The organism is Vogesella indigofera (genome assembly GCF_003633895.1).
GTDB lineage: Bacteria > Pseudomonadota > Gammaproteobacteria > Burkholderiales > Chromobacteriaceae > Vogesella > Vogesella indigofera.
In genome coordinates, this window is record NZ_RBID01000018.1 from 154,114 (window position 1) to 168,898 (window position 14,785).

At 63.9% G+C, this 14,785-nt stretch carries 15 protein-coding genes; 6 read left to right on the forward strand and 9 right to left on the reverse strand.

Features of this window, described 5'->3' with window-relative positions; all coding sequences use genetic code 11:
- Positions 1–1,143: an outer membrane protein assembly factor BamC gene (gene bamC / locus C8E02_RS15335; protein ID WP_211329263.1), complete on the forward strand. Its 1,143-nt coding sequence runs from the start codon at positions 1–3 to the stop codon at positions 1,141–1,143.
- 123 nt (positions 1,144–1,266) lie between these two features.
- On the opposite strand, the gene C8E02_RS15340 is transcribed toward bamC, so the two are convergent.
- The gene (locus C8E02_RS15340) at positions 1,267–1,461 is read right to left on the reverse strand and encodes a hypothetical protein (protein WP_082133648.1); all 195 of its coding nucleotides are present in this window, start codon (positions 1,459–1,461) and stop codon (positions 1,267–1,269) included.
- Positions 1,462–1,724: 263 nt separating this feature from the next.
- Positions 1,725–2,852, reverse strand: coding sequence for a cupin domain-containing protein (locus C8E02_RS15345; protein WP_120812164.1), 1,128 nt, complete (start codon positions 2,850–2,852; stop codon positions 1,725–1,727).
- Positions 2,853–2,980: 128 nt separating this feature from the next.
- On the opposite strand from C8E02_RS15345, the gene C8E02_RS15350 reads away from it, so the two are divergent.
- Entirely contained in the window at positions 2,981–3,460 is a 480-nt protein-coding gene (locus tag C8E02_RS15350) for an FKBP-type peptidyl-prolyl cis-trans isomerase (protein ID WP_047966234.1), read from the forward strand.
- A 31-nt stretch (positions 3,461–3,491) separates the two neighbouring features.
- Here the strand turns inward: C8E02_RS15350 and C8E02_RS15355 are convergent, their stop codons facing one another.
- The 6 genes from C8E02_RS15355 to C8E02_RS15380 all read right to left on the reverse strand — a co-directional run bounded on the left by C8E02_RS15355 (position 3,492) and on the right by C8E02_RS15380 (position 8,739).
- Positions 3,492–4,184 (reverse strand): phosphatase PAP2 family protein, encoded by a 693-nt coding sequence (locus C8E02_RS15355; protein WP_120812167.1) that lies wholly within the window; start codon positions 4,182–4,184, stop codon positions 3,492–3,494.
- Between the two features lie 29 nt (positions 4,185–4,213).
- Positions 4,214–5,029 (reverse strand): peptide chain release factor N(5)-glutamine methyltransferase, encoded by an 816-nt coding sequence (gene prmC, locus C8E02_RS15360; protein WP_120812170.1) that lies wholly within the window; start codon positions 5,027–5,029, stop codon positions 4,214–4,216.
- A 3-nt stretch (positions 5,030–5,032) separates the two neighbouring features.
- The gene (gene mgtE / locus C8E02_RS15365; protein ID WP_047966236.1) at positions 5,033–6,475 is read right to left on the reverse strand and encodes a magnesium transporter; all 1,443 of its coding nucleotides are present in this window, start codon (positions 6,473–6,475) and stop codon (positions 5,033–5,035) included.
- A gap of 205 nt (positions 6,476–6,680) precedes the next feature.
- Positions 6,681–7,364: a monofunctional biosynthetic peptidoglycan transglycosylase gene (gene mtgA / locus C8E02_RS15370; RefSeq protein WP_120812173.1), complete on the reverse strand. Its 684-nt coding sequence runs from the start codon at positions 7,362–7,364 to the stop codon at positions 6,681–6,683.
- A gap of 3 nt (positions 7,365–7,367) precedes the next feature.
- Positions 7,368–8,189 carry a shikimate dehydrogenase gene (aroE, locus tag C8E02_RS15375; RefSeq protein WP_120812175.1) on the reverse strand — a complete coding sequence of 274 codons (822 nt, stop codon included), beginning with the start codon at positions 8,187–8,189 and terminating at the stop codon, positions 7,368–7,370.
- A gap of 100 nt (positions 8,190–8,289) precedes the next feature.
- Positions 8,290–8,739, reverse strand: coding sequence for a rhodanese-like domain-containing protein (locus C8E02_RS15380; protein WP_047966239.1), 450 nt, complete (start codon positions 8,737–8,739; stop codon positions 8,290–8,292).
- A gap of 316 nt (positions 8,740–9,055) precedes the next feature.
- Between C8E02_RS15380 and glnA the strand changes: the two genes are divergently transcribed.
- From glnA to ntrC, 4 genes are all read left to right on the forward strand, one after another.
- A complete protein-coding gene (gene glnA / locus C8E02_RS15385; RefSeq protein WP_047966240.1) occupies positions 9,056–10,474 on the forward strand; it encodes a type I glutamate--ammonia ligase in 1,419 nt (472 codons plus the stop codon).
- Between the two features lie 211 nt (positions 10,475–10,685).
- On the forward strand, positions 10,686–11,153 hold the full coding sequence (locus tag C8E02_RS15390) for a DUF4124 domain-containing protein (protein ID WP_120812178.1): 468 nt from the start codon (positions 10,686–10,688) through the stop codon (positions 11,151–11,153).
- Positions 11,154–11,273: 120 nt separating this feature from the next.
- A complete protein-coding gene (gene glnL, locus C8E02_RS15395) occupies positions 11,274–12,338 on the forward strand; it encodes a nitrogen regulation protein NR(II) (protein ID WP_082133840.1) in 1,065 nt (354 codons plus the stop codon).
- A gap of 22 nt (positions 12,339–12,360) precedes the next feature.
- Entirely contained in the window at positions 12,361–13,812 is a 1,452-nt protein-coding gene (gene ntrC / locus C8E02_RS15400) for a nitrogen regulation protein NR(I) (protein ID WP_120812182.1), read from the forward strand.
- A gap of 103 nt (positions 13,813–13,915) precedes the next feature.
- Here ntrC and C8E02_RS15405 read toward each other — a convergent pair whose 3' ends face one another.
- The gene (locus C8E02_RS15405; RefSeq protein ID WP_120812184.1) at positions 13,916–14,761 is read right to left on the reverse strand and encodes a universal stress protein; all 846 of its coding nucleotides are present in this window, start codon (positions 14,759–14,761) and stop codon (positions 13,916–13,918) included.
- Between the last annotated feature and the right edge of the window lie 24 nt (positions 14,762–14,785).

The window sequence follows — 14,785 nt, forward strand, 5'->3', positions numbered from 1 at the left end:
ATGATGAAAAAAGCCCTGCTCACCGGTGTCGTCTCCTCGGCACTGATCTCCGGCTGCGCCAGCAGCGGCCCGGACAGCGCCATCGCCTACAAGTCCGATGCCCCTGCAGCCAAACGCTCGCTGGAAGTACCACCGGACCTGAGCGCACCGCAACAGCAAGACCGCTACCCGCTGCCGGTGGTCAACAGCAACGGCAACAGCACCGCCCCCGCCGATGTCGCCCTCAACAACAAGGTTGCGGCCAACGTGGTGGTCAGCGCCGACCAGAAAGCCAAGGCGCAGATCGAACGCGCCGGCAGCCAGCGCTGGATCAGCGTGGAAGGCAAGAGCCCGGCCCAAGTCTGGCCACTGCTGAAGGCCTTCTGGCAGGATAACGGCTTCGTGATCCAGACCGAAGAACCGGATGTCGGCCTGATGGAAACCGACTGGGCGGAAAACCGCGCCAAGCTGGGTCGCGACCCGGTGCGCAACCTGCTGGAAAACATCGGTCTGGGCTCGGTACTGTCGACCCCGGAACGTGACCGCTTCCGCATCCGCGTCGAACAGTCCGCCACCGGCACCGACGTGTTCTTCACCCATCGCGGCATGTACGAGATCTACATCAACGAAGCGAAGGATGCCACCCGCTGGCAGCCGCGTCCGGCCGATCCGGAACTGGAAGCGGTGTTCCTGTCGCGCTTCCTGGTCCGTCTTGGCGTGGATGAAGCCACCGTCGCACAGAACGCCCGCAAGCTGGAGGCCAGCGCCAATCCTGTCGCCAGCAGCAAGGTTCGCAGCGAAGGCGGCGACATCATTCTTGCCGACAGCTTCGAGCGCAGCTGGCGCCGCGTCGGTCTGGCACTGGAACGCCAGGGCCTGGCCATCGTCGACCGCGACCGCTCGATGGGCGTCTACTTCGTCAGCCCGGTGCAGGACGAGGCACTGAAGGCGACCGAGAACAGCAGCGGCGGCATCTTGTCTTCGCTGGCTTTCTGGCAGGACAAGGAAAAAGCAGCCGAGCCGCTACGCGAGCAACTGCGCATCGAACTGAAGCCGGCCGATGCGGAGCAGACCCGGATCAGCATCCGCAACAGCCAGGGCACGCCACTGTCGGCCAAGCAGCTGCAGGCGCTGCAGCAGAAACTGCTCAACGAACTGCAGTAAGCCCCACCCGGCAAGCAAAAAGCCCGCGATCGCGGGCTTTTTTCATGCCTGCCAACAGCACAGCAGCTGGCGACAGGCGTAAAAAAACCGGCGCTAGCGCCGGTTTTTCTTGCCAACTCAGAATTACTGAGCAGCGGAAGCAGCTGGAGCGGACGCGTCAGCAGCGGAAGCGTCAACTGCAGGAGCGGAAGCTTCAACAACTTCAGGAGCGGAAGCTTCAACAGCTGGAGCGGAAGCTTCAACTGGAGCCTCTTCTTTTTTGCCGCAAGCGGACAGAGCAACGGCCAGCAGGGCAGCAACGAGGAGCGACTGTTTCATTTGTAAATACCTTTGAAAGCGAGTGTTGAACAAGACGTTTAAACTACTACTTTCTCAAGCAAGAAAAGTGTGATGAGGAAGTAGTGCAGATTTAATCAGTGCGCGAATTGTAGCATGAAAAAATTTGCTGAAAAGGGGGTAAACAATAATTTATTGCGAATATCGGACATGATTCTGCGGCAATGCAACAACAGAATAATTTAGGGTCAAAACAATATACGCACCCCATCCGTCATCCGCAACATTGTAGACAATGTCCTTTTTCAGTTTTCGCCGGCCGGCTGCCACCAGCCGGCAAGGTAACCCTCTAATAATAAAGGCATCATTGACGGCGACAGCTGCTGCGGCGACATACGGCGCCGGTTGGCCAACTGTTGCCACGCCGCGACATCGTCCGCCAGCACCGGCAGAGCTTCTCCGTTGCAGTACAGCATGTCATCGGCGTAAAGAATCAGCGTCTTCAGATCCAGCTCCACCCCTGTTGCCGCCACCGCAGCAGCGAACTCGTCTTCGTCCAGCTCTTCTTCCGGCGCCTCGTAGAACACGTGCGGCTTCGGCTCCGTCAGGTAATGGCCGAGAAAATCGGTCACCGTGTGGCGATCCCAGCTGATCCGCGACAGGATGCGGCCAACCTGCTCCACCATGCTGTCGTCCAGCCGTGCCGGCTCCTGCGGCGGCCGCAGCTCGGGGTCGGCATATCTGCCATCAATACAAATTCTGTCCTGCAGGTAAACAAGGAATTCTGTCGCCAACTCCTGCGCGGATGGCGCCCTGAAGCCGATCGAGTAAGTCATGCCCGGTTCCAGCGCCACGCCGTAATGGGCGTAGCGCGGCGGCAGGTACAGCATGTCGCCATGCTCCAGCACGAACTCCTCTTCCATGCGGAAGTCCTTCAGCACCTTGATCGGCGCATCCTCGATGAAGGCCTCGTCCTGCTGCGAGGAGATCTGCCAGTGCTTGCGACCGCCAACCTGCAGCAGGAACACGTCGTAGGAATCGAAATGCGGGCCGACGGTACCGCCGGGCGGCGCATAGCTGATCATCAGGTCGTCCAGCCGGGCATAGGGCATGAAATCGAAACGCCACAGGATGTCGGCAATATGCGGCAGGTGATGGTTGACGTTCTGCACCAGGATGGTCCAGTCGCTTTCCGGCAGGCGCCGCAGGCGGCCGGGGCGGAACGGGCCACGCTCCAGCGACCACTTGCCCTGCTTGAACTCGATCAGCCGCGACTCGACATCCTCGCTGCGCGACAGCTCGGTCAGCCATGCCAGATCAACCGGCGCCCCGACATCGGTCAGCGCGCCGCGGATCAGCAGCGGCTTCTTGTGCCAGTAGTCCTGCAAAAAGGTTTCGGCAGTCATGCCGCCCAACAGATCAATCGCTTTCATGTCAGAATCTCGTTGTGCCATCTGGCAATGGTTTACAATAGGGGATGCCGATTATGGCCCCTCATGCCGGCAGCGCCCGGCTCTGGGTCAAACATCGTTATCATTCTTTATCTTTACGGTACCGCCACATGCAAATCGTCAAAAACTCCGTTGTCACCATCCACTACGAAATGTACGACGCTGACAACAACCTGCTCGACAAGACGGAAGAGCCGATCGCCTACCTGCATGGCGGCTACGATGGCATTTTCCCGATGGTGGAAGAAGCGCTGCACGGCAAGAACGTGGGCGAGTCCATCACCGTCACCATGACACCTGACGACGCATTTGGCGAACCGGAAGAAGAGCTGGTCCGTGTCGAGCCGCTGGACGTGCTGCCGGAAGAAGTCGAAGTCGGCATGATGTTCGAAGCCGACGATCCGGAAACCGGCGACGTGATCCTGTTCCGCGTGACCGACGTTGCCGACGGCAAGGCGGTACTGGATGGCAACCACCCGCTGGCCGGCCTGACCATCCGCTTCGTTGCCACCGTGGCCGAAGTACGCCCGGCATCGGCGGAAGAAGTGGCCCACGGCCACGCCCACGGCGAGCACGGTCACCACCACTAAGCCGTTGCTGACGTACACGACAAAACGGGGCTCAGGCTCCGTTTTTCATTGGCCGCAGCAACTGCAATGCGGCCAGCAATGCCAACAGATTGAACAGCACGTAGGCCTCGTTCGGTGGCTGGCGCCACAGTTTCCAGCCACTATACAGCAGCAGCACCAGTCCCAGTCCGCGCAACAGCTGCGGCGTCCATGTCCGCGGCCAGGCCGGCCACTGCCGTCGCACGCAAACCCGTGCAATGACCCAGCCCAATGCGGCGCCGACCAGCACATCCAGCGGCCAGTGCACGCCGATGGCGATACGCGACCAGCACACCAGCAATACCAGGGCCATCAGCCCCGCCTGCCACCACCAGCGCCGCCCCTGCGCCAGCACCCCGGCCAGCAGCGCGCTGGCCATGGCATGGCCGGAGGGAAAGGCACCGTTGGCCGGCAGCACATCCAGCAACTGCACGCTGCCCGCCGGCAACACCAGAAACGGACGCGGCACGGCGAACGCCGCCTTGAGCAAGATGGCGCTAGCAATACCAAGCAGCACCGCCGCCACCAGCGCCGGCAACAGTTGCGGGCGCCGCTGCACCAGCAGTAGCAAGGCGGCGATCACCAGCGACCACTCACCGAGCATGCTGAGCAAACGCCATAGCGGCGCCGGCAACACCGCGCCGGCGTGGTGCAACTGCAAAAACAGCGCCTGGTTGCCGCCACTCAGCAATAGCAGCAGCGCCAACAGTGTGCATGTGGCGACAAAGCCGCGACTCACGCGCGGCAGCCCAGCGTCACACGATCATTGCCAGCCAGATCCGGCAACGTCGCCACCTGCTGCAGCCCGGCAGCGGCAAACAGTGCACGGCAGGCCGCACCCTGGTCGTAGCCATGCTCCACCAGCAGCCAGCCGCCGGCGACCAGCCGCGCCGGTGCCTGCGCCGCAATCTCGCGCAGGCAATCGAGGCCGTCGTTGCCGTCGGTCAGCGCCATGCGCGGCTCGAAACGGACATCGCCCTCGTCCAGATGGTGATCCTGTGCATCGATATACGGCGGATTGCTGACGATGGCATCGAACACCGCATCCGCCGGCAGCGGCGCCAGCCAGCTGCCCAGATGGAAGCTGACTGTGGCGCCAAGGTTGGCCGCATTGTGCTGCGCCACCGCCAGCGCCGCCGGCGACAGGTCCACAGCACTGACTTGCCACTGCGGCGCCTCCAGAGCCAGCGTCACCGCGATGGCGCCACTGCCGGTACCGAGATCGACTACCCGCGCACGACGGTTGCGGCCAACCTTGTGCAGTGCCGCGTCGACCAGGTGTTCGGTTTCCGGGCGCGGGATCAGCACCGCCGGGCTGACGCTGAACGGGCGGCCGTAGAACTCGCGTTCGCCGAGCAGGTAGGCCACCGGCTCGCCGGCCAGCCGCCGCTGCGCCAGCGCGGCAAACGCCTGCCACTGCTGCGCGGTCAGCTCATCGGGGGCGAACGACACCAGCTCGGCGTGACTGAAACCGGTCACCGCCGACAGCAACAACCGCGCCTCCAGGCGGGGCAGTTCGAAATGGCGCAAGGCCTCGTTGATCGTCTTCATGGTCTAGAGCAGGAACAGGCTGGCGAGGCCGAGAAAAATGAAAAAGCCGCCGGAATCGGTACAGGCGGTAATCAGCACGCTGGAGCCGACCGCCGGATCCTTGCCGAAACGCTCCATCATGGTCGGGATCAGCACCCCCATCGACGCCGCCAGCATCAGGTTGAGGGTGGTGGCCGCCAGCATCACCAGCCCCAGCGAGAAATTGCCGTACAGCAGCCACGCCAGCACGCCCAGCGCCGAGCCCCACACCAGGCCGTTGATGACGCTGACGCCCAGCTCCTTGCGCCACAGGCGCTGCGCCTGCCCCGGCTGCAACTGCCCCATCGCCAGCGCCCGCACGATCATGGTGATGGTCTGGTTGCCGGAGTTGCCGCCGATGCCGGCGACGATCGGCATCAGCGCCGCCAGCGCCACCAGCCTCTCGATCGAGCCTTCGAAAGCGCCGATCACGCGGCTGGCAACGAAGGCGGTACACAGGTTGATCGCCAGCCACGCCCAGCGGTTTTTCACCGAATCGATCACCGGCGCGAACAGGTCTTCCTCTTCCTTCAGGCCGGCGAGGTTCAACGCCTCGGTCTCCGACTCCTCGCGGATCACATCCACCATCTCGTCGACGGTGAGGCGGCCGACCAGCACGCCGTGCTCATCGACCACCGGCGCGGTCACCAGGTCATAGCGCTCGAACGCCAGTGCGGCATCGGCGGCGTCCTCGTCGGGATGGAAGCTGACCACCTCGGTCGCCATCACCTCCTCCACCAGCCGCTCCGGATCGCACACCAGCAGGCGGCGCACCGGCAGCACGCCCTTGAGCACGCCGTCTTCGTCGACCACGAAAATCTTGTCGGTCTGGCTCGGCAATTCGTCGAAGCGGCGCAGGTAGCGCAGCACCACTTCGCAGCTGACGTCCGGGCGGATCTTGACCAGCTCGTAGTCCATCAGCGCGCCGACCTGTCCCTCTTCATAGGATAGTGCCGATTGCAGCTGCTGGCGCTCTTCTTCGTCGAGGCCGCCCATCACCTCGTACACCACCTGCCGCGGCAGGTCCGGTGCTAGGTCGGCGAGGTCGTCGGCGTCCAGCTGTTCGGCGGCGGCGACCAGCTCGTGCTGCTCCATCGACTCGATCAGCGATTCGCGTACCGCGTCGGACACTTCCAGCAGGATTTCGCCTTCATCCTCGCTGTCGACCAGATCCCACACCAGCAGGCGGTCGTCCAGCGGCAGGGCTTCGAGGATGTAGGCGATATCCGCCGGGTGCAACGATTCGAGCTTGTGTTCCAGCTCGACCAGGTTCTGCTTGTGGACGAGCGATTCCACCAGGTCATGCTTGGGCATGTCCTGGCGATGTACGAGGTCCTCGACCAGTCGCTGGCGCTCGATGAGGCGCTGTACCTGGTTGAGGTTATCCTGCAGACGATCGGTTGGTTGTTTTTTGTCGATAACCGTCATGCACGTCTCCTGCCGCCCGTGGCGGAGCGAGTGCAATCCGGTAACAGGCGGGGTTATTGACTAGCCAAAAAGGTAGTGGTGGTTATGAGATAACTGGGTAAGTCCATGCGTTTCAGCTGCGCGTATCGCAGCGATCACGAAAGAAGCCGAAATTGTAGCATGCGAATGTGACAGCCAGCCACCGCGACGGCCGGCCGTCACCGGCTCAGGGAGCGAGCGCCTGCGACATGCGGCGCTGGATGATGCGGGTCTTGCGGGCCAGACCCTGGGCATTGCGGTGGCTGTCGTAGTAGCGCGGGTTTGGCACCATCGCCGCCAGCTTGGCCGCCTGTCCGCTCGACAGCCGGGCAGCAGAGGTGCGGTAGTAGTGACGCGCGGCGGCCTCGGCGCCGAACACGCCGTCACCCCACTCGATCACGTTGAGGTAGATTTCCAGGATGCGGCGCTTGTCGAGCACCGCCTCCAGCATCACGGTGATGAACGCCTCGTCTATCTTGCGCCACGGTGTCTTCTTGCTGGACAGGAACAGGTTCTTCGCCAGCTGCTGGCTGATGGTGGAACCACCGGCGACGATGCGCCCCTGCTTCAGGTTCTTTTCGAAGGCGACCTCGATGCCTTCCCAGTCGAAGCCTTCGTGGTCGACAAACTTGGCGTCCTCGGCCGCGATCACCGCCCGCTTCAGGTTGCCGGAGATGCGGTCATACGCAACCCAGCGATGGCGCAGTTCGGCATCGGGATCGTCTTCCTGCAGCCGCGACAGCTGCGCGTCCATGAACGAGCTGCTCGACGGATTGGCATGCCGCCAGTAGACGATATGGCCGAAGATCCACAGGTAGTACAAAAAAAGAGCGGTCAGTACGACCGCTCCGATCTTAAGGAACCAGCGCATGACTCAGGCCAGCACCTCGCGCAGCATATTGGTGACCTTGCGCGTGGCCGGCTGGATGTCGCGCCAGATGCGGAACGATTCCGCCGCCTGCTCCACCAGCATGCCGAGGCCGTCGGCCAGCATGCCGGCATTCTCGGACTGCGCGCGACGCAGGAACGGCGTCAGGCCGCGGCTGTACACCATGTCGTAGGCCAGCGAGCGGCCACTGAAGATGCCGGCCGGGATCGGCGGCAGCTCGTTGGACAGGCTGGTCGAGGTGCCGTTGATGACGATGTCGAACTGGCGGCCTTGCAGCGCATCGTAACCGACCGCCTCGATGTCGCCCAGCGCGCGGAACTGGTAGGCCAGCGATTCCGCCTTGATCACGGTGCGGTTGGCAATGGTCAGCGCCTGCGGCTGCTGCGCCAGCAGCGGCTGCAGCACGCCGCGCACCGCGCCACCGGCACCCAGCAGCAGCACGCGCTGGCCGGTCACCGGCACGTCGAGGTTGTCGACGATGTCGCGCACCAGGCCGGTGCCGTCGGTATTGTCGCCATAGATCCGGCCATCGCGCAGCGTCAGGGTGTTGACCGCCTCGGCCAGACGCGCCGCCTCGGTCACCTCGTCGGCAAAGCGGAACGCGTCACCCTTGAACGGCAGCGTCACATTGAGGCCCTTGCCGCCATTGGCGAAGAAGGCCTGCACCACCGGCACGAACTGGCCGAGCTCGGCAAACAGCTTTTCGTAATTCATGTCCTGCCCGGTGGCCTGGGCGAATTCGGCATGAATGAACGGCGACTGGCTGTGCGATATGGGATTGCCGATCACGGCGTAACGATCAGTCATGATTTACATCTCTTCAGGATAGGAATAAGGCAAAGCCGGTGGCAGCCGCTCGACCAAAAACACACTTTGCCTTGTCAGGCCGGAAACTGCAAGCCGTGGCTCAACCCTGAATCCACGGCAGGCCGTGCGCCTTCCAGCCATTGACGCGGCCGCGATGCTGCTCGGCATCGCGATCGCCCTCGAAACCTTCCAGAATATTGTAAACCTCGGCATAACCTGCCTCTGCGGCCAACCTTGCCGCCTCGTCCGAGCGCGCGCCGGAGCGACAGATGAACAGCACGGTCTTGTCCTTGCCGACCTGCTGCTGCAGCTGGCTGACAAAGGCGGCGTTCGGCACCATGCCGGGGTAGGCACGCAACTCGACGCGCACCGCCTCCGGAATCACGCCGACAAACTGCCATTCCGCCGCGCTGCGCACATCGACGATCACCGCCTGTGGCAGCGACTGGCGCACCGCCCACGCCTCCGGCGGCGTCAGCGCGCCGCTGTAGGTCAGCCCCAGTTCACTGCCGCGCGACTGTGCTGTTGCCAAAATGGTTTCTACTGTCATGGGGAGGCTCCTGTGTAACGCGCTAATAATGATCAGACCGTTACAGTAATGCAGTGTTCAACGACTGTCATCACGCGGCCGGCACCGCAAGCGCGGTCCAAAAGCGGGCATCGGCGCCATCAGGCACCAGCTTGGTGCGATTTGCACAATAATGGCACCACTGTCGTGCAACAGCGGCACGGCAGGCGCCGGCAAATGTGGCAAAATGGGCTTTCCCACGCCCGCTTACGGCTGGCACGCTTCATGCTTTTACCCCGGTACATAAATTTGTGCCATCCAGATTGATGCACTTAGCTAGCTCATTTAGGAGATCACCATGGCGGTTGCAGACGTAGTCAAGCTCATCACCGAAAACGACGTAAAATTTGTCGACCTGCGCTTTACCGACACAATGGGTAAAGAACAACACGTGACCATTCCTGCTCACGTGCTGCTGGACGATGCCGACGCATGGTTCGAGAACGGCCACGCGTTCGACGGCTCCTCCATCGCCGGCTGGAAAGGCATCCAGGCCTCCGACATGCTGCTGATGGCTGACCCTGCCACTGCCAAGATCGACCCGTTCTTCGACGAACCGACCGTGTTCATGTCCTGCGACGTGATCGACCCGGCCGACGGCAAAGGCTACGACCGCTGCCCGCGTTCGGTGGCCAAGCGCGCCGAAGCCTACCTGAAGGCTTCCGGCATTGGCGACACCGCCTACTTCGGTCCGGAACCGGAATTCTTCATCTTCGACAGCATCACCTGGGGCACCGATATGTCCGGCTGCTTCGTGAAGATCAAGGCCGAAGAAGCGGCCTGGGCTTCCGCTGAAGAGTTCGAAGGCGGCAACACCGGCCACCGTCCTGGCGTGAAGGGCGGCTACTTCCCGGTTCCACCGGTTGACTCCTCGCAAGACATCCGCTCGGCCATGGTGCTGCTGCTGGAAGAACTGGGCGTACCGGTTGAAGTTCACCACCACGAAGTGGCCACCGCCGGCCAGAACGAAATCGGCACCAAGTTCAGCACCCTGACCCAGCGTGCCGACTGGACCCAGATCCTGAAGTACGTGGTACACAACGTGGCGCACAGCTACGGCAAGACCGCGACCTTCATGCCTAAGCCTATCGTTGGCGACAACGGTTCCGGCATGCACGTGCACCAGTCGATCTGGAAAGACGGCAAGAACCTGTTCGCCGGTGACGGCTACGCCGGCCTGTCCGACATCGCCCTGTATTACATCGGCGGTATCATCAAGCACGCCAAGGCACTGAACGCGATCACCAACCCGGGCACCAACTCCTACAAGCGTCTGGTTCCGCACTACGAAGCACCGGTGAAACTGGCCTACTCCGCCAAGAACCGTTCCGCTTCCATCCGCATCCCGCACGTGGCCAACCCGAAAGGCCGTCGTATCGAGGCGCGCTTCCCGGATCCGCTGGCCAACCCGTACCTGTGCTTCGCCGCGCTGATGATGGCCGGCCTGGACGGTATCCAGAACAAGATCCACCCGGGCGATGCTGCCGACAAGAACCTGTACGACCTGCCGCCGGAAGAAGACAAGCTGATCCCGACCGTGTGCGCGTCGCTGGATGAGGCTCTAGCCGCACTGGACGCCGACCGCGAGTTCCTGACCCGTGGCGGTGTGTTCTCCAACGAGTGGATCGACGCCTACATCGAGTTGAAGATGAAGGAAGTGAACCTGACTCGCATGACTACCCACCCGGTAGAATTCGCGATGTACTACTCGCTGTAAGCTGACACCCGTTCCGGTGCAATCCGGAACCGTCGCACCGACCCGCAGTGCCTTTGGCGCTGCGGGTTTTTCATTGCGGCGGTCAAGGATTGCGGCCAACGTTGGCCGCACGCCGTGGCCACCGCCGCCGGCAATTTAATGCGCCGCCGCGCTGACGCGACGCGCAACTTTCACTATCATCGGCGCTGGTCCGTTCTTACCTGGTGACGCCATGCTGCGCCCGCTTCTCGCTTCCCTGCTGCTGTGCAGCGCTGCCACGACGGCCAGCGCCGCCACCATCTACAAACACGTCGACAAGGATGGCCACGTCACCTTCACCAACGTGCCGATGCGCGGCGCGCGCGCGGTGCTGGTCACCCCCGCCACCGATGACGCGCCACCGGCGACGCCCCGCGCCAGCAGCCCGCGCCCGGCCAGCGCCGCCGCCCCGGCGCACATTCCATCGGTCGACAGCGGCACCCAGCGCCAGCGCGACGCCGGCCGCCGCCGCATCCTGCAGACCGAGCTCGATAACGAGCAGCGCGCGCTGGGCGAGGCGCGGCAAAGCCTGCAGGACGCCGGCAAAAAAGCCGGCACCACGCCTGCCCAACTTCAGCGCCTGCGCGACGCGGTCACCGACCGCGAGCGCAATATTGCGGCGCTGAAACAGGAGCTGGGCAACGCCGGCGACGGCAACTAGCACCAAAGCGACACGAACGCACCAAAACAGGGCAAACTATTCCGCATTGCGGTCGCCAGACCGCGCCCATCCGGGCTTGTTTCTTGCTAAAGCCAGTACAAGCAACGTGGAATGCCCACCATGACCTACCAAAACTATCCGCAGCAGTACGCCGGTCTGGAATTGCTGGAAACGCCGGTGATGATCGTCGAACGCAACGGCCAGCTGCTGTTCGCCAACCCGGCCTGCGAAAGCCTGCTCAAGGTTGGCCGCAAGGAGCTGCAGAAGCACTCGCTGTACGCGCTGTTCCATGACGCGCGCGCACTGAAAAACGCGGTGCAGATGGCGCTGGATCATGCCGGCAGCTATATCGAGCACGACCTGGAGCTGATGCCGGAAGGCGACATCCCGCTACACATCGGCCTCACCGTGACCCCGATCGACAGCCCGCCTCGGCTGGCACTGGTCGAGTTGCGCCCGATCGACCAGCAGCTGCGCATCGCCAACGAGGAGCGGCTGCTGCTGCAGCAACAGGCCAACCGCGAGCTGATCCGCAACCTGGCGCACGAGATCAAGAACCCACTCGGCGGCATTCGCGGCGCGGCGCAATTGCTGGAGCACGAGATCGCCGACCGCCCCGAGCTGCTGGAATACACCGGCGTGATCCGCGAAGAAGCGCTGCGCTTGCAGCATCTGGTCGACCGCCTACTGGCACCGCACCGCCGCCACATCGCAAGCGACGTCAACATCCACGAAGTGCTGGAGCGGGTGCGCAGCATCCTGCTGGCCGAGTACCCGCAGGGGCTGACGGTACGCCGCGACTACGACGTCAGCCTGCCGATGCTGGCCGCCGACAAGGAACAGCTGATCCAGGTGGTACTCAACATCGCCAAGAACGCGGTACAGGCGATGAAGGGCAACGGCGAGATCATCCTGCGCACCCGCGTCGCGCGCCAGGTCACCCTCGCCCGCAAGCGCCACAACCTGGCACTGAAATTGCAAGTCATCGACAACGGCCCCGGCATCCCCGACGACATCCGCGACCACGTGTTCTACCCGCTGGTCACCGGCCGCGCCGAGGGCACCGGCCTTGGCCTGACGCTGGCGCAGACCTTCGTACACCAGCACGGCGGCACCATCGAATTCGAATCCCGTCCGGGCAACACCTGCTTTACGGTACTGATGCCATTCGGCCCGGACCAATAAAACTACTTCAAGGCGAACAAGCATGACGCAAGCGGTCTGGATCATTGACGACGACAAGGCGATTCGCTGGGTACTGGAAAAATCGCTGGCGCGCAGCGGTATCGCCTACCAGAGCTTCTCCAGCGCGGACGACGCGCTCAACGCGCTGTACGACGCCACCCCCAGCGTGATCATCAGCGACATCCGCATGCCGGGCACCGACGGCCTGAAATTCCTCGGCAAGGTCAAGCAGGAGCATTCGGCACTGCCGGTGATCATCATGACCGCACACTCCGATCTCGACTCGGCGGTGGCGGCGTTCCAGGGCGGTGCCTTCGAATACCTGCCCAAGCCCTTCGACGTCGACCAGGCGGTAGCGCTGATCGAGCGCGCGCTGGCGGAGAGCCGCAGCAGCGAGGCGGCCAGCGAGGACGCCGAGGCGATGCCGGCGCTGCTGGGCCAGGCACCGGCGATGCAGGACGTGTTCCGCGCCATCGGCCGCCTGTCGCAATCCAGCGTCACCGTGCTGATCACCGGCGAATCCGGTACCGGCAAGGAGCGCGTCGCCGAGGCGCTGCACCGCCACTCGGTGCGCTCGGCCAAGCCCTTCATCGCGCTCAACACCGCGGCCATTCCGAAGGACTTGCTGGAGTCGGAGCTGTTCGGCCACGAGAAAGGCGCCTTCACCGGCGCGCTGGGCACCCGCCGCGGCCGCTTCGAGGAAGCGGAAGGCGGCACCCTGTTCCTCGACGAGATCGGCGACATGCCGACCGAACTGCAGACGCGGCTCTTGCGCGTGCTGTCCGACGGCCACTTCTACCGCGTCGGCGGCCACACCCCGATCAAGGCCAATGTGCGCGTGATCGCCGCCACCCACCAGCACCTGGAAGAGCGCGTCAAGCTCGGCCAGTTCCGCGAGGACCTGTTCCACCGCCTCAACGTGATCCGCCTGCGCCTGCCGCCGCTACGCGAGCGCAGCGAGGACATCCCGCTGCTGGTGCGCCACTTCCTGGCGCGCAGTGCGGCCAACCTTGGCGTGGAGCCGAAGCGACTGTCCGAGGCGGCGATGGCGCTGGTACAGCACTACGCCTTCCCCGGCAACGTGCGCCAGCTGGAAAACCTGTGCCAGTGGATCACGGTGATGGCACCGGGGCAGTCGGTGGAAATGCAGGACCTGCCGCCGGAATTCCGCCCCGAGCTGGTCGCCGGCAGCGGCGGCGCCATCGAGCTGCCGCCCGCCGGCGATGGCAGCGGCGTGCTGCCGACGCTTGCGGGCGACTGGACCATGCTGCTGGCGCGCGAGGTGGCACAAAGGTTGGCCGCAGGCGAAACCGGCATCATCGACGACCTCACCGCCCGCTTTGAAAGCACCTGCATCCGGAGCGGCCTCGCCCACACCGGCGGGCGCAAGGTGGAAGCGGCCAACCTGCTGGGCTGGGGCCGCAACACGCTGACGCGCAAGATCCAGGAACTGGGGCTGGAACACGGCGAATGAGCCGTTTGCCGCCGCGCTGACGGCGGCCGCCAGCCGCAGCCCACCCGCGCATGAAAAAAGCCACCGTCGTTGACGGTGGCTTTTTCGTTGCCGCGGCAGCCGCTCAGTGGAACATCAGCAGCGGCACGTGGCAGTGTTTCATCAGCGTGCGGGTGGTGGAGCCGAACAGGCGCTCCTTCCAGCTGTTGTGGCCGAAGGCGCCCATCACCAGCAGCGCGGCACCGTGGCTGTCTGCAGCGGCAATCAGGATCTGCGAATTGGAACCGCGCGCGGTCAGCGCCACCGGCTCCGACGGCAGGCCGTGGCCGGCGAGATAGGCGGCGCCTTCGCAGGCCAGACGCTCGGCTTCCTGTGGATCGGTGTGATTGGCGATCACCTTGCGCGGCAGGTCATGCGCGAGGCCGAGGAACACGAACTGCTGCAGCGCACGGGCGGCGCACGGGCTGCCGTCGTAGGCCAGCACCACGCAACGCGGATGCTCTGGCAGCACGGTATCGGCCGAGAACAGCAGCATCGGCCGCGCCGGGTTCAGCAGGTAGTTTTCCAGCCAGCGGCTGTCGTGCGGGCGCTCGCTCTCGCCGAGGTGACTGTCGGTGGACACCACCAGCAGATCGTGCAGCGGCGCATGCCGGACCAGCTCGTCTTCCGGGCGGCCATCCTCGGCCAGCACGCTGGCCAGCGCCACATCCAGCTCGCCAGCCTGATCGCGCACCCCGTCCAGCAGGCCACGGGCATTGTCCAGCCAGCGCTGCTCCATGCTGGCGTCGCGCGCCATGCGGTAGGCAAAGCCCCCCGGCGGCATCGCCTCGCCTTCCAGCAGCGGGGCACCGTCGATCAGCGCCAGCGCCGTCAGTGCGCACTGGTGCCGTTTGGCCAGCTGCAGCGCATAGTCACGCGCCAGCAGCGCGCTGTCGCCGCTATCCAGCACCAGCAGAATTTTTTTCATCATCACCGCATTCCTCTTAATTCGATA

Coding starts and splice junctions, on each gene's coding strand:
- C8E02_RS15340 (WP_082133648.1), bottom strand. CDS start 1,461: ATGAAACAGTCGCTCCTCGTTGCTGCCCTGCTGGCCGTTGCTCTGTCC.
- mgtE (WP_047966236.1), bottom strand. CDS start 6,475: ATGACGGTTATCGACAAAAAACAACCAACCGATCGTCTGCAGGATAAC.
- prmC (WP_120812170.1), bottom strand. CDS start 5,029: ATGAAGACGATCAACGAGGCCTTGCGCCATTTCGAACTGCCCCGCCTG.
- C8E02_RS15345 (WP_120812164.1), bottom strand. CDS start 2,852: ATGAAAGCGATTGATCTGTTGGGCGGCATGACTGCCGAAACCTTTTTG.
- bamC (WP_211329263.1), top strand. CDS start 1: ATGATGAAAAAAGCCCTGCTCACCGGTGTCGTCTCCTCGGCACTGATC.
- glnA (WP_047966240.1), top strand. CDS start 9,056: ATGGCGGTTGCAGACGTAGTCAAGCTCATCACCGAAAACGACGTAAAA.
- C8E02_RS15390 (WP_120812178.1), top strand. CDS start 10,686: ATGCTGCGCCCGCTTCTCGCTTCCCTGCTGCTGTGCAGCGCTGCCACG.
- mtgA (WP_120812173.1), bottom strand. CDS start 7,364: ATGCGCTGGTTCCTTAAGATCGGAGCGGTCGTACTGACCGCTCTTTTT.
- glnL (WP_082133840.1), top strand. CDS start 11,274: ATGACCTACCAAAACTATCCGCAGCAGTACGCCGGTCTGGAATTGCTG.
- aroE (WP_120812175.1), bottom strand. CDS start 8,189: ATGACTGATCGTTACGCCGTGATCGGCAATCCCATATCGCACAGCCAG.
- C8E02_RS15380 (WP_047966239.1), bottom strand. CDS start 8,739: ATGACAGTAGAAACCATTTTGGCAACAGCACAGTCGCGCGGCAGTGAA.
- C8E02_RS15405 (WP_120812184.1), bottom strand. CDS start 14,761: ATGATGAAAAAAATTCTGCTGGTGCTGGATAGCGGCGACAGCGCGCTG.
- ntrC (WP_120812182.1), top strand. CDS start 12,361: ATGACGCAAGCGGTCTGGATCATTGACGACGACAAGGCGATTCGCTGG.
- C8E02_RS15350 (WP_047966234.1), top strand. CDS start 2,981: ATGCAAATCGTCAAAAACTCCGTTGTCACCATCCACTACGAAATGTAC.